This is a genomic window from Desulfovibrio litoralis DSM 11393 (assembly GCF_900143255.1).
In the GTDB taxonomy this organism is placed as follows: domain Bacteria; phylum Desulfobacterota; class Desulfovibrionia; order Desulfovibrionales; family Desulfovibrionaceae; genus Frigididesulfovibrio_A; species Frigididesulfovibrio_A litoralis.
Window position 1 is genome coordinate 69,894 of sequence record NZ_FRDI01000011.1, and the last position, 14,858, is coordinate 84,751.

Annotated in this window: 15 protein-coding genes; 2 read left to right on the top strand and 13 right to left on the bottom strand. The window is 36.7% G+C overall.

All coding sequences use genetic code 11. The annotated features are described in order from the left end of the window. Positions 1-41: 41 nt before the first annotated feature. Positions 42-578: a phosphodiesterase gene (gene yfcE, locus BT999_RS09960; RefSeq protein WP_218587513.1), complete on the bottom strand. Its 537-nt coding sequence runs from the start codon at positions 576-578 to the stop codon at positions 42-44. 258 nt (positions 579-836) lie between these two features. Here yfcE and BT999_RS09965 point away from each other — a divergent pair, with 258 nt between their 5' ends. Next, positions 837-2,645 carry a hypothetical protein gene (locus BT999_RS09965; protein ID WP_072697645.1) on the top strand — a complete coding sequence of 603 codons (1,809 nt, stop codon included), beginning with the start codon at positions 837-839 and terminating at the stop codon, positions 2,643-2,645. Between the two features lie 97 nt (positions 2,646-2,742). After that, a complete protein-coding gene (locus tag BT999_RS12560; RefSeq protein ID WP_178139343.1) occupies positions 2,743-2,889 on the top strand; it encodes a hypothetical protein in 147 nt (48 codons plus the stop codon). 295 nt (positions 2,890-3,184) lie between these two features. On the opposite strand, the gene BT999_RS09970 is transcribed toward BT999_RS12560, so the two are convergent. The 12 genes from BT999_RS09970 to folE2 form a co-directional block, all read right to left on the bottom strand. Beyond that, complete coding sequence (locus BT999_RS09970; RefSeq protein WP_072697646.1) at positions 3,185-4,027, bottom strand: AraC family transcriptional regulator; 843 nt, start codon at positions 4,025-4,027, stop codon at positions 3,185-3,187. Positions 4,028-4,198: 171 nt separating this feature from the next. Further along, positions 4,199-5,245 (bottom strand): toxin-antitoxin system YwqK family antitoxin, encoded by a 1,047-nt coding sequence (locus BT999_RS09975; RefSeq protein ID WP_084650681.1) that lies wholly within the window; start codon positions 5,243-5,245, stop codon positions 4,199-4,201. A 47-nt stretch (positions 5,246-5,292) separates the two neighbouring features. Further along, entirely contained in the window at positions 5,293-5,985 is a 693-nt protein-coding gene (locus BT999_RS09980; RefSeq protein ID WP_072697647.1) for a toxin-antitoxin system YwqK family antitoxin, read from the bottom strand. 24 nt (positions 5,986-6,009) lie between these two features. After that, positions 6,010-6,639, bottom strand: coding sequence for a toxin-antitoxin system YwqK family antitoxin (locus tag BT999_RS09985; protein WP_072697648.1), 630 nt, complete (start codon positions 6,637-6,639; stop codon positions 6,010-6,012). A 134-nt stretch (positions 6,640-6,773) separates the two neighbouring features. Beyond that, a complete protein-coding gene (locus tag BT999_RS09990; RefSeq protein ID WP_072697649.1) occupies positions 6,774-7,448 on the bottom strand; it encodes a class I SAM-dependent methyltransferase in 675 nt (224 codons plus the stop codon). A gap of 436 nt (positions 7,449-7,884) precedes the next feature. Next, entirely contained in the window at positions 7,885-8,316 is a 432-nt protein-coding gene (locus BT999_RS09995) for a hypothetical protein (protein ID WP_072697650.1), read from the bottom strand. Positions 8,317-8,395: 79 nt separating this feature from the next. Then, entirely contained in the window at positions 8,396-9,175 is a 780-nt protein-coding gene (hisF, locus tag BT999_RS10000; RefSeq protein WP_072697651.1) for an imidazole glycerol phosphate synthase subunit HisF, read from the bottom strand. Next, positions 9,168-9,806: an imidazole glycerol phosphate synthase subunit HisH gene (hisH, locus tag BT999_RS10005; protein ID WP_072697652.1), complete on the bottom strand. Its 639-nt coding sequence runs from the start codon at positions 9,804-9,806 to the stop codon at positions 9,168-9,170. Before hisH ends, hisF begins: the two co-directional genes overlap by 8 nt. Positions 9,807-9,857: 51 nt before the next feature. After that, the gene (locus BT999_RS10010; RefSeq protein WP_072697653.1) at positions 9,858-11,417 is read right to left on the bottom strand and encodes a TerC family protein; all 1,560 of its coding nucleotides are present in this window, start codon (positions 11,415-11,417) and stop codon (positions 9,858-9,860) included. Positions 11,418-11,489: 72 nt separating this feature from the next. Next, positions 11,490-12,512: a rod shape-determining protein gene (mreB, locus tag BT999_RS10015; RefSeq protein ID WP_072697654.1), complete on the bottom strand. Its 1,023-nt coding sequence runs from the start codon at positions 12,510-12,512 to the stop codon at positions 11,490-11,492. Between the two features lie 29 nt (positions 12,513-12,541). Then, on the bottom strand, positions 12,542-13,543 hold the full coding sequence (locus tag BT999_RS10020; RefSeq protein ID WP_072697655.1) for a GAF domain-containing protein: 1,002 nt from the start codon (positions 13,541-13,543) through the stop codon (positions 12,542-12,544). 278 nt (positions 13,544-13,821) lie between these two features. After that, positions 13,822-14,604, bottom strand: a complete 783-nt coding sequence (gene folE2, locus BT999_RS10025) for a GTP cyclohydrolase FolE2 (protein WP_072697660.1) — start codon at positions 14,602-14,604, stop codon at positions 13,822-13,824. Between the last annotated feature and the right edge of the window lie 254 nt (positions 14,605-14,858).

Below are 14,858 nucleotides of genomic sequence, written 5' to 3' on the forward strand. Positions count from 1 at the left end.
ATTTTTTATTTTTCTTAAACTAAGGTATTATAAATTTTTGTTTAAAATTCGCTATGTAAAAAACTTTCGCCATCCAAATTAAACACAGAGAACAAATTGGGCTTTAAAACGCCATAACTTTGAGCGTATCCGTGTTTGGGCTTTGCAATAGACCCGGGGTTAAAAAAATATGCCCCGCCTCTATAGCTTGCCTCGGGGATATGAGTATGCCCATAAAGACAAATATCGCCTTGTTTAATCGGTGGGTTGGGAAGATAAACATCGCCATGAGTCAAAAACACGGCTTTGTTTTCTAAATATAGCCAACTGAAATCATTGGCAACAGGAAAATCTAATAAAGACAGATCAACCTTAGCATCACAATTACCCTTAACGGCAATAATTCGACAGCTAAGTTTATTTAACAACTCTGCGGTTTTTGCGGGTTCATAGCTTGGGTGCATGGGGTTACGAGGTCCATGATACAACAAATCTCCCAACAAAATTAAAGTATCTGCTTTATGCATCTGAAGTAAGTCAGGAATAATATCAGCAGCTTCCACTGCTCCGTGTAAATCTGAAACAACTAAAAATATCATTTTCAACAACCTAAAAAAGAAAATAAATAATCTCGGCCAATAAAGCTCTAATACAAATTAATTTTCTGCCGATAACTGCTTATAAGCAGGTTTGCACTCTTAAAATATTCTTAAGGTCAGTAATGATACACTAAATATTTTTTTCAGTCCATAAGATAATAACCGGCTAAATTAATTATTGTTTACTCTTAACCTTTTTATCAGATTCAACATATTAAATACACTGATTAAAAACTTATTTCTGTTTTGGAGTTTGTTATGAATAAAGCTAAACTGTTAACATTTTTTTTATGCCTGCTTGTGCTTTCTTTTAGCAAAGCCAAACCGAGTATGGCGTTTGTTTTTAATGACAGTCCGGCAATAGAAGCCGCCCTTGACCAATGCAATGCCAACACAAGCTTGGCGGCTCTGACTATAGAAGGTTGCTACGAAGGGTTGCAGATGATGACTTCCAAAATGCCCCAACGCAATCGCAATTTCAGCAATACACAGAACTGTATAACAACCTTAAATCGTTTAAATTTTTCCCAAATTTCCACAGCACAATTTCAGCGTTGCGACGATAAATGGACGCATATTTATTTTCGTCAAGGTTGTAAAGAAGCTACGACAACTTACTTAAATAGCTTTGATATTGTTGCATTTTGTACCAATATCGGCGGAGAAAGAAAAACCGCCCCCGTGTTTCAACGTAGTAATATTCAAAATAACAGAACAAGTTTAACAGCCACCCAACAAAGCGTTCTTAATAACGCATTGGCAGATATTCAAAGAACACCACCTCAAAATAATACAATAAACAATACGGCTCAAACTCAAGGTAAAAAAATACAGCCCAGAAAAACAACCAAGACTGTAGCCGTTGCACCCAAAACACCGGAAACCAAACAAACCACAAAACCGGAAACAAACATTAAAAAAGAGCTTCCCCCAACTAAAAAAACAGCTCCCAAAGAGCAAGAAAAAAACGCTGTTGTATCAAAAACAACGAAAACTAAAGTTGACCCCAAAACACAAACGAAAACGGCTGAAAAGACCATTAAATCAGTTCAAAAAGTTGATCAAACAAAAACCGAAACAACAACTAAAGTTGTAACGCCAACTCCTGATACAAAAAGCGTAAGCCCAAAAGAGTTTTATGCCAAAACTCTTGAAAACAAACCAGATACCAATACGCCTGCGACTCTTGCACCGTCTGTACCTTTGGCATTCCAAGTTCCGCAAGCTCCGCCACCAAATAAAGACGCTTTCGCCTCAGTCACAAACGTTGGTCTCGCCCAAAGCAACAACCAAGACAATAGCTTGATCGTTCCGTTTAAACAGACAACGCCACAGGTCAATACAAACAGCACCACACCCACAGCACCAAAAGAAGAAACAAGACCTTTAGCACCACAAAACACAGAACAAACAAATACCAAAACTCAAGAACATTCAATGTTTGAAGATGCTATTCCGCAAAGTATCGGCGGAATGCCCACAACAGGCGGGGTAAAAGAGGCTCGAGTTGAAAGCAAACACGCACAACTTATACCCAATCCGTTTGCGTCTTCGACTATAAGCACCCAAAATCCAACCAGTATTAAAGATACGCCCGTACCGATTGATAACAAAAACATTCAAGGGTTAAGCGATGATGGAAATAAACAAGCAATCAGCACGCTTGAAACCCCACAAATTGGTGTTGCAACCAATGCCACAACCCCTAAGTCAGAAGAACCCAAAGCACAACAGAAAAAACCTGAAAGCTTTCCACCAACCGGTCTACAGCTTTCACAACCACAAAATTTAGAACAAAAAAAATCAACAAACAATACCTCAACCCAACAACTCCCACAGGGAGCAAACCAAACAGGACAATTTGGTATACCGGGTTTCTTTTCTAACATAGATCAAACTCAGGTTCTACCGCCAAACGAAACTAGCCCGAAAGGTTCTGCTGAGAGTCTTGCTTTAAACACAAACTCAACGCTTCAAGAATCTATTGATATCCCGCAAACATTGACACAAAACGCCCCGGCTCCCCCTTCGAGCGAAGAGCAAAATTACAGACCTGATCCCAGATAAATCAAAGTATATAAACAAACTACTCAATACCTGCTTGACTTTTATGCAAGCTTGACTCAATAATAGATAAAAGACGATAACCTTTGCGAGGTGAATTATGTATACTTTAAACGAACTGATTTCTAACGCCATGCACTCTACCACACAAGGTTTTGTAGGAGTGGGGCTTATCTTTGTATATTTTTGCGTAATTGTCGGCGTTGCTTTTTATCGCATTAAAAAAGCCGACCACATGCACCACTAAAAAGATACGTGTTGCTTAATCTCGTTTTTTAACAAGTTAGTAAAACAATAACTTAGTCTTGAATTAAGTCATTTTATCTTAATTTATGCAGTAATATTGCATACACTTTTCTTGTGCAACCACGCTAAGAGCTTATCGGTTTTGAAGTTGCGTTTTTTCTTCATTTTAATCAAAAAGCGATGGCAAAACTAAGCGTTAAGTTCTGCCATTATACGTTCTGTTAAATACTTACAACATTAATATAGCCACACTCAATTTTTTATTAAGTGTGGCTACTATTTATTTTATATGTATACTATTTCTTTTTAACAGGTATCCAAATCTCACTGTAATAATCCGTACTGTTTATATCGCCTTCTGAATACATCTCAATATTTATGTTTCCATCTAATTCGTATTCGTGACAGTTTGGGAGCCATTCACTCCATATTTTAGAGTTAACTTCCTGTAAAGCACTAGGTATTGCTCCTTTGACAGGAAAAACTGCCCATGTTTTTGCAGGAATTTCTTTTGTAATAAAGCCGTCCGGTAAGCTTCCTTTATCTTGAATACTGTCTGCTATCATATAATTAAACATGTGAGTGTTAGAATTATATCCGTAGGAAATCCCGAACATACCACAGATATATTTGCCATTTCCATTTTCAAAATGTTCGTACCAGAATTTTGTGATGTCTGCATACGCTGTATCGCTGTTAAACCCTCTCTCAACACCAATCACATTAAAAGCTTCTTTTGTTTCAAGTCTGTAATCCATAACATTACCACCTTCCAATTTAAATTTAATTTTTAGAGGTGCAATAAATTTCAAAGTTGCACCCTCTTTTTTTGCAGACGAAGGGGGTATCCCGTGAAAACGGGTAAATGCTTTTGTAAAACTGTCAGGTGAGTCATACCTGTATCTCAAAGCAACATCAATGATTTTATCTGTACCAGATGATAACTCCACTCCTGCTAAAGTGAGTCTACGATTGCGGATATATTCACCTAATGTAAATCCACAAAGAACACTAAAAGCCCTTTGAAAATAAAAACTGGTAACATATGCCTGTGTAGCAATTTCATCATAATCGAGTTCTTCCAAAATATTATTCTCAATATATCGAATAGCGTTTTGTATTCCTTGAATCCAGTCCATGGGTACTCTCCTCGTCTAAACAGGCTATAGCTTATATCAATTACATTTGCCCGACATTTTATGCTGTATTTTGGCTTGCAACAAATAATTTCAAAATAACAATCTTAAGGAAAAGAGCTGTTAAGCCTCACTTTTCATCTTTTAGCCTGCTTGTTCTCGTTAGTTCATGAACTAATCACATTTAGGAATTTCGTTAGAACAATCCCATTCTTCTAATTCTTTATCCGTCAAAACTCTGGCTGTTTCATTTTTATCAAAACAACTGCCACTAACAGCTACACCTTTATCATAAATTACGCTCATAAGCTTTTTTCCATTTTCGTAATAAATGGTCCAAGCTCCGTCCAGTTGCCCTTCGACATATTGAGCTTCAAGTTTAATCGTTCCGCTTTCATAATATTCTTTTTCAATACCGTTTTCTTGATCGGCGATATACGGCGTTTCTAGCTCAATATTTCCATTTATATAGTAATATTTTGAAATTCCTTCTTTTTTATCATTTACATATAACGTTTCTTCTCTCAGTTTTCCATTACCGTAATATTCTTTTAAAACACCTTCTCGCTTATCGTTCTTAAATGGAGTTTCACGCCTTCCGGCTATGTAATAATGCTTTGAAACGCCTTCTTTCTTGCAACCTACATACGGTGTTTCAGTTTTAAGTTTGCCGTCTGTGTAATAGTGTTTTATAACGCCTTCTGTTTGTCCGTTGACATACGGACTTTCCCATTCCAACGTTCCGCTTTCATAATAGTTTTTTATAACACCATTTATTATGCCAGCTGTATATGGGGCTTCTTGTTTAACTTGTCCACTTTCATAATAATGCTTTACAAGCCCTTCTATTTTGCCGTTTAGATATGGTGTTTCAACTTTAAGCTTTCCACTAGCGTAATAATACCTTGAAGTTCCCTCCGTTTTATTCCATGGTCCAAGATGAACTTCTGATTTAAGATTGCCATTGTTGTAATATTTTTTGACGATGCTTTCCATTTTCCAGCCCATCAGTAAAACTTCTGATTCCAATTTTCCGTTATCGTCATAATAACAATTTAGAGCCATATCTTTCTGAAAAACTCCCAATACCCATTTATAGCTCTTATTTTTTTTTGCCTCTTCAACAGTTTTAGGACAAGCGTCTTCTGAAAAAGAGTTTTGGACATCAATAGATAACACGCTAAATAAACATAGAATAATTATAACAATAAAGTTTTTCATAAAGGTTTTATCCTAGATATATTTTTGTGATCATCAACTCACTTAAACTAATCGCATTTAGGCATAATCTCTCTTCTGTGCCAATCTTTTAACTCTTCTTTTGTCAAAGCTCTTGTTGTGCTGTCTTTTTTATAACAAATACCGCTCACAGGTGAATCAGCAACACATGTAATAGCCAAAATTATTTTTCCTTTTTCGTCATATACTTGCAACTCGCCATCTAACAATCCTTGCTTATCAAAGGGTATTTCTTGCTTAAGTTTTCCATTTTCATGATATGACTTTGCAATTCCATCTACTTTACCGTTTTTGTATAATGCTTCAGAACTAATTTTTCCATTTTCGTAATATATTCTAGAAATTCCTTCTTTTTTCCCCGCTAGATATGGAATCTCATACCATATCTTTCCATTTTTATAATATACTTTTTTAACGCCATCTACTTTACCATCTTTATATGGAACTTCAATCATGCGCTTTCCGTTTTTATAATAGCCTTTATTAACTCCATTTTTTTTAGCACCTTCAGACAAAGTTTCATCATATAATGTTTCAATTCCAGCTATCTTACCAACAATATACGGATTTGTTTTTTTAAGCTTACCATCTTTGTTATATATTTTAAACAGACCATCATGTCCCGATTCTGAGTTGATATTACAAGTTGCGAAAGCGTTCGAGGAATTCACCAATAACACACTAAATAAACACAGAGTAATTATAACAATAAAGTTTTTCATAAAAGTTTTCTCCTAGATATATTTTTATTCACATAGTTTTATTAATTCTTTATCAAATAAATAAGTTGGCAATTTGTCAGCGGTTAAAACTTTTGTAATTCCATTTGTTTTGTAACAAATACCAGCTATCGGCACATAATTAACAAATGCAACCACACTAACTACTTTGCCCTGTTCATCATATTTTGTCCAAAGCATTTGTCCATTTCCTAAATTATTGTCTTCTGATTGAATTTTTCCACTTTCGTAATAATGTTTGCGAACTCCATAGAATTTACCGCTTACATATGGATCTTCCAAAAAAATTTCTCCAGTGTCGTAATAAATTTTTCTAATACCATCTTTTTTACCGGCTATATATGGAATTTCGGATTCTATTTGACCATTTTCGTAATATCTTTTTATAGTTCCTTCTACTTTATCGTTTACAGATGGTGTTTCTCCTGCAAGTTTTCCATTTTCCCAGTAAATACATTCTAAAGAATACTCTTTTTGATCAAAGTGATATATATGTCTATATATTTCTCTATATACCTTATCTTTTTTCGCCTCTTCAAGGGTTTTGGGACAGGCGACTTGTGCGAAAGCGTTCGAAACATTCACAAATAACCAGCTAAATAAACACATAATAATTATAACAATAAAAGTTTTCATAAGAGTGTAAGCCTCAGAGAATATTCATTTAGGTTGTGAGAAAAGATAAAGAGCATTTTAACAACACTCTTAGTTTATTTCATTTACAAAATAATATAAGCAATAACGCTCAAAGTCCAATAAAATAGGGGCGATTAAAGCTTTTTGCCGAGTTCCCAAAGACGCACGGAAACAGGCACGGCTTGAGCATAAATTGCCGGAATTTTTTGGGTATGCACTATTTTATATTGCCAACCGGCCCGATCTAACGAATGTCTAAATAAGGCGAATATTTCTTCTCGTGAGGGTTCGGCGAGCCAGGCTTTGGCGTTAGGCTTTAAACTATAGCTTAAAAAATCAAGCACAGGCTGAACAAAACGGCGTTCATACATAATGTCGCCACCCCAAAGATAATCTAAACTCTGCTTTTTTACCGCAGGATAACGCCAGTCCATAGCTGTCCATGTAACCGTATCAAGTCCATTTTCTATGGCATTTTTTTTAGCATAAATTAAAGCTTCTTTTTCATAATCCATGCCTATAACATTCGCCTTACAGCTTGCGGCAACTAAAGCAGTTAACCCAAGCCCGCAACCAAGATCAAGACAATTAGTATTTTTAATACGCTCTGAATTTTGCTTTAACCAATCTGATAAAACCAAAGAAGCCGGCCAAAGTTCTGTCCAATAAGGAATGCGTTCATCACTGGTAAATTCTTCTTCCGTCATTTGATTCCACAACTCTTCAAGGTTGCTGTGGCGATGTAAAACTAAATCTAAACCGGCGACTGAAATATTAAGACTGGAGCTATATTCTTTTAATGGTTGCATTATAAATTTTACTCTTTATTTAAGAAAATACTGATTAAATAGCACTTTGGAAACGCACGGTTATTTCATTTGGCACAAGTTTTTTTTGAAGCAAGAGCGGACTCTTCCGTTCATGACTGAAGACCATTACAAAAATCTGTTTTGCGTGCTTTTATTATCGTTTAATGCTCTGTATGCACATAATATTAAACGTTTTAAGACACAAAAACTACTCATTTTATAGGAAAATTTAATTTTCTTTTTGTTTCGTGGGATACCCCCGAAGCCCCCAATCCACTGTCAGGCAAAGCCAACCTAGTGGCTTTATTCGTAGTTTTTGGAGTGTCTTTCCGAAGTATCTTTCTGGCGAAAGCCACTTTGAGACGATTGTACAATAATCTCGACTGTTTCAAAAAAAGAGAGGTAACGCCGCCAAACGCAATAAACCAGCGTTTCCTTAAACTTGGGTATTGATATTGTTTACATGCAACACAAATAAGGTTGTTAAAATACGCCCTAAAGTTTCACTCGCGCCCGACCATTCTGTTTTTTCCGTTGCTTGTGCCTGTAAATTGGGTGGAAGCTTGCTTTGAGCCAATAACAATAAAGCTTCGGCACTATCTTCTTTCCCTTTGGCTTCGATCATGCCGGACTCTCTTAAATAAGCCCGATAACACAACGCCGTAGGGGAATCGTCTTTTTTTAACAACTCTTCCGCTTTTTCCGGGTCTTCACTAATTAGCGAAATAGCCTCGTCCATAGTGCCTGATTGCATAAGTTTTAACTGTCCTGTTTGAGCCTGTGCATTACCACAAAGCAAAACAATGTATAAGATACTTATACAAATTGTTAACAAATTCAAGCTAATACCACGACTAAAACCACACATAAAAGTTCCAAAAAACTATTTATAAATCAGAAAAATATCAAAATTATTTTATCACTATAAAAAACACAATTTCTTATAGCTACCAAACCATACGCATTTTAGAGCCTAAGGCACTAATTTCATTCTTTAATTGCGGAATTGTATATTCTCCGTAATGTACAATCGAGGCAATCAAAGCCGCCGTTGCTTTACCTTCCGTTAAGGCTTCGTGCATATGCAAGGCTGTTCCCGCACCGCCTGAGGCAATAATTGGAATATTAACCTTTTCGGCTATTTTGCGAGTTAACTTAAGCTCATACCCGTCTTTTGTTCCGTCTGCATCAATAGAATTAACACAAATTTCTCCCGCACCAAGATCTTCACAATGTTTCGCCCATTCAAGAGCGTCAAGCCCCGTAAATTTTCGTCCACCATGTACAACAATCTCATAACCCGAAGGAATTTTTGCACTCACTTCAACTTGTTTAACGTCCATTCCTAAAACGATACATTGAGAGCCAAATTGTTTTGCCCCTTGGCTAATAATATCAGGATTTTTGACCGCACCGGAGTTAACGGAAACTTTTTCCGCTCCTGCGAGTAAAACCGCCCACATATCATCAAGCGTATTAATTCCGCCACCCACGGTAAAAGGAATAAAAATTTCCTCGGCAACCTTTTCAACTACCTCTAGGAAAGCCATTCTCCCTTCGCTTGAAGCGGTTATATCATAAAAAACAATTTCATCAGCCCCCTCTTCATAATAACGACGAGCTGTTTCAACGGGGCAACCAATATCTATATTGCCTTTAAATTTAATACCTTTGGTGAGTTTTCCGTTTCTTACATCAAGACAAGGAATTATTCTTTTACTAAGCATTTAAACCACCTACACAATAATCATAAAAATTTTGTAATAACTGTAAGCCCGGACGACCGCTTTTTTCGGGGTGAAACTGTACAGCCCATAAATCTTTACGTCCGTAAACCGAACAAAATTCTTGTCCATAAAAAGTTGTGGCTAAAACCAACTCTTGTGGCGGTTTTACAAAATAACTGTGCACGAAATAAAACTCGGCATCAGGACTAATATTATGAAACAAAGGACTTTTTTGTTTAAGCTCTAACTTGTTCCAACCCATGTGAGGAATACGAATTTTTTGGGCGTTTTCATCTTTTAAATCAGGGCTAAAACGCAAACATTGGCCTTTTACAAAACCCAAAGTTTGGGTTTCGTTTTCAGCACTTTTATCAAGTAAAATTTGGCAACCTATACAAACACCTAAAATTGGTTTATTGCTTGCTATTAACTCTTGAATTGCCTTATCCATACCGCGAGATTTTAAATTATCCATGGCTTGTCCGGCTGCACCAACACCGGGGAAAATAACTCCTGATGCATTAAACAGTTCATCAGGATTATTTGTTATTTTGCATGGAATTTTAAGGTGTTCCAAAGCACGGCGTACACTGGTCTGGTTACCTGCATTATAATCAATAATAGCGAGCATATTTTTTCCTGTATCTATGATAAATTGACAAATTAATTTTAAATTCTAAATTTAATGAACAATTCTAGTAATTTTTACTTCTTCAAGCTTACGCTTGTTCGCAGAAACGATCTCAAAACGAAAGTTGCCAAACTCTAAAACTTCGCCTGTTTTGGGAAGTTCACCTTTAAGCTTGGTTAAAAAACCGCCAAGAGTAACGTAATCACCGGCATTTTCCACAAAAACCCCTGATTCCAAAGAAAATTCAAGCCTATGTAAATCAGTTCCCGCATCAACAAGCCACACGTTTGGTGCTTCTTGAAAAATATCGGGGTCTTCACCAACATCGGGAAACTCTCCGGCGATCGCTTCAAAAATATCTTGAAGAGTAACTATTCCTAAAATCGCCCCATATTCATTGGCAATAAAGGCAAAACGCTCTTTTGACTGACGCATTAAATCCATTAATCGCAAAACGCCCAAGCTTTCTTGAACAACAAAAGGCGGGTGAGCTATTGTTTTTAAGTCTATATTATTATTGGCTTTTGCGTGAAAATTAATCTTTACCAACAATTCTTTGTCTTTAATAACCCCTATTAATTCATCAGTATCTTTACAGCGAACCGGGAAAAAGTTGTGCGAGCTGTTTTCTACCAAACGTTGAATCTTTTCAAGACTGTCTTCTATATCAATCCAGTCAATATCTGCACGAGGAGTCATAATAGAACGAACGGAACGATCGGTTAAAGTTAAAATACTATAAAGCATATTTTGAGTTTCAGCTTGAATCGCTTTATTTTCAGCTTCATCAACGGCATCAAACTCGTTTTTATCTTCGTTTGAGTCCGTATCACCTGTTCCAAAAAAACGCAAAATTGTTTCTGCCGTACGCATTTTCAGTGGACGTTTGGATTCTTGTTTTTTTAAGTTTCGACTCGCCACCTGATTAAAAAACTCAATCAAGATGGAAAAGCCGATTGCCGCATATAAATATCCCTTAGGCACAGGAAAATTAAAAGATTCAGCGACCAAGCTAAAACCAATCATCAACAAAAAACTTAAACATAATACAATTACACTGGGGTGGGCAGACACAAAACTGGTCAAAGGCTTTGAGGCTAAAATCATAATTCCAACGGCAATAATAACCGCCGCCATCATAACCGGTAAATGTTGGACCATTCCCACGGCAGTAATAACTGCATCAAGAGAAAAGACCATATCAAGGGCAACTATTTGAATAACTACCGCTCTAAATGAAACACGCCCTTTTTGAGGGTTATGAAAAGACGTTGGGGCTTCTAAGCGTTCGTGTAGCTCAACCGTCGCCTTAAATAATAAAAATAAACCACCACCCAACAAAATCAAATCTTTACCCGATGGTTGGTAATAGCCCCACAAATCAAAAAGCGGCGTTTTTAAAGTTACAAGCCAAGAGATTAAAGACAACATCAGTAAACGCATGGCAAGCGCAAGCACCAAGCCGAGAATTCTGGCTTTATCTCTCTGATGTGTCGGAAGTTTATCGGCTAAAATAGCTATAAATACAAGGTTATCTATACCAAGCACAACCTCAAGTACAACAAGGGTCAAAAGCCCTATCCAAATACTCGGGTCAACAAGCAACTCCATAAAAAATATACTCCAACAATCTGATTAAAATAGCTCTGATAAACAGCTTAAATAATTAATAAAACAAACAAGCTAGCTGACATAAACTTTAGAATGCAACCCCGGGTCTTCTAGGGTAAGACCGGTTCCACGCACAACAGAAGTAAGCGGGTCGTTATCAACAAAAACAGGAATTCCCGTATCTTGGTGAATAGCTTCACTCAAGCCTTGCAATAAAGCACCACCACCGGCTAATAAAATTCCACTATTACCAATATCGGCCGATAATTCGGGAGGAGTTTTTTCCAAAGCTTTGCGAATAGATAATAAGATAACTTTCACAGGCTCTGCTAATGCTTCCCTGATATGTCCATCAGAGATTCTGACTGATTTTGGCGTTCCGCTGATAATATCTTTTCCGGCAACGTCAACAACAAGTTGTTCTTTTAAAGGGTAAGCCGAACCTATTGTTTTTTTAATGCGTTCTGCCATATTTTCGCCAATAAGCATTTGCAATTCGTTTTGAAAATAACGTTGAATGGCTGCGTCCATAGCGTCGCCCGCCATGCGTACAGATTCGGAATAAGCAATTGCCGAAAGAGAAATAACCGCAACTTCCGTTGTTCCTCCGCCAATATCAACCACCAAGCTACCTTTTGGTTCATGTACGGGTAAACCCGCACCAAGAGCAGCCGCCATTGGTTCTTCGATCAGGTGAATATCTCTTGCACCAGCTTCCCCTGCGGCTTCTAAAACGGCTCGTTTTTCAACCTGAGTAATACCTGAGGGAACGCAAACAACAAGGCGAGGTTTTCCAAATGAATAAGTTGTAATTGTTTTTTTCAGAAAATAAGAAATCATTTGCCTAGTTACTTCAAAGTCGGCGATTACTCCGTCTCTCATAGGTCTAATTGCTTTAATACTTCGAGGGGTACGCCCTAAAAATTCTTTTGCTTCTTTACCAACGGCAAGCACACTGTTTCTTTCTATATCTAACGCCACAACCGAAGGTTCGTTAAGGACTATTCCGGTTTTTGGGGAATAGATCAATGTATTGGCAGTTCCCAAATCCATTGCCAGACTTTTACTAAAAAAACGGAGTAAACGACGTAACATGTTATTTTCTTTTTTTGTTAAGGTTTATACTAAAGTTGCCTCTGATTATTCTTAAGCAAGACCTTTAAAAATATATTTTCAAGAATCAAACCAAGCTGATCAGCGACCATACCTGCAAAGTTTTTCATCTTTTCAGTAATGTCCAAATGGTTCGGCGACGCCAAACAAAAAACCGCTTGAACTTTTTTATGATAAGTAACCGGTAAAAGGATCAGACTTTGAAAATATGCCGAGGTTCCCTTTCCATACATCGGAGCAGCCGGAGCCGACTCAAGCCCTCCGTGATGCACAGGGTTATTGTTTCTAAACACCCAACCCACCAAGCCCATATTGATAGGAAACTCAAGCGAATTGTTTGAATCGGAAACAAGCTTTGGCACTTCACATTCTATAAAATAACGTTCTTGTGCCGAATCTGTAACACAAAAAGAAGCATAAGAAAAGCCCGTTGCCTCAAGCGTATAACTTAAAATTTTTGATATATGCTCTTCCCAACTCGTAACATTCCCTCGCAACTGTAAAATTTTGGATAAAGCAAGGTAATAAGAAGCATCTTCTTGATAACGCCCCTGATTATTATTTTGAATATAAATATCAGAAATTAATTCAGAAAAAAGTTGTAAAATCTTTTGATCTTTTTCAGAAAAAGAATATTGCCTTTTGCTATCAAGACACAATGCACCAATTCCGCCCTTTAAAGGACAACCCATAAACGCCTTAATACTTTGATCGGCATTACGCAAATAATATCCTAAAGAATTTTTACGACGATCATAGTTTTGAATCAATAAAGGCTCTTGACTACGCACTATCCAGCCGACCAAACCGTTTCCCGTTTTTACTCTCGAAGTACAATCTATAGAGTCGCCAAGGCTAAACCAAGCATTAATGCTAAATTCGTTTTCTGTTGAATCACGATTAAATATTGGTACGCCCGAAGCATCAATAGACGGTAAGAAAATAACCGCCGAATAGCCCTCAAGCACACTACAAAGTATACCTAATATTTGTTCGTAAACACCGTATTTCATATTATAAATAACCACATTTTTTTAGATAACGTATTTTTCACTTAAACCAAGACTATTATAACGCTCGGTTTTTTGTGTTTTTTAGAGTGTCTTCCTTGCGAAAGATTTTTGATGAGTCTATTGTTTCATAGTCTCGAAGTTTTTATATTCTGAGCAATAAAATTTAAGTTATCTGAAAAACAACAAAAGATATACATTAAACTCTTTTTTAATTAAATTAATTTTCTTAAATTTGCAATCAAACAAATCAAATAAGCTCGCTTAAACTTTACTGAATTTTATTCACTTAAATTTTCTGACTCTATATAAGCATAAGCGTTGTGAGCATGAATTGATTCAAAGCTTTCAACCTCGACTTTATACCATGAAACATGTTTGTGTTCTGCCAGCTTTAAAGCAATATTACGCACAACGTCTTCGACAAAACAAGGACTGGCAAAGGCGTTTTCCGTTACTGTTTTTTCATCGGCACGTTTTAAAATAGAATAAACCTGAGATGATGCAGAACTTTCAATAATTTCAATAAATTCCTCAATCCAAGCAAAGCCCTTTTGTTTAACCGAAACCGTTGCCAAGGCCCTCTGGCTATGGGCACCTTCATCGCTTATCGCCTTGGAACAAGGACAAACCGTCATCACCGGAACGATAACTGTAAGCGTAAACACTGGTTTTTTGTGTTCAGTTAACTCCCCGGTTAAAACACAGTCATACCCCATCAAGCCGGAGATTTGAGTAGCCGGAGCAAGTTTTGACATAAAATAAGGAAACATAAAACTCACATAGGCTTTATGTGCCTGTAAACGTTGTTGAATGTTTTCCAAAAGCTTTTTTAACGTAGAGTAATCAAGCTCTTCTTCCCAGTTTTCAATAACTTCAACAAGGCGGCTCATATGAGTACCTTTTTTACATGCCGGTAAATCAGCACCAAGGTTGATCGTCGCAACAGAGTGTTGCCGCCCCTTGCTACGGTCTTTTATCCAAATAGGAACTCGCAATGATTTTATACCCACACGATCTATTGCGATAGGAACACTCGAGGGGCTATTTTGTATATCTTGCATAATATTTAATTGATAAATGATTCTGGTTAATGATAAAATTATATAAAAAATCTTGAAAGGAAAAAGTTCAAAAGGCTTTGTGATTTTTTTTAAGCGTTGAAAAATATGATTTATTATAACAAAAAGGTATTCTTTTTGTACATGATCAAAATAAAAAAGCAAGCCTGACGCAGCTAAACTTAAAAAGACAAGACTTAAAAAGACAAACTAAACAAAAAACTAATTACAAAATAGTTTTGCAATGGATTTTTAAG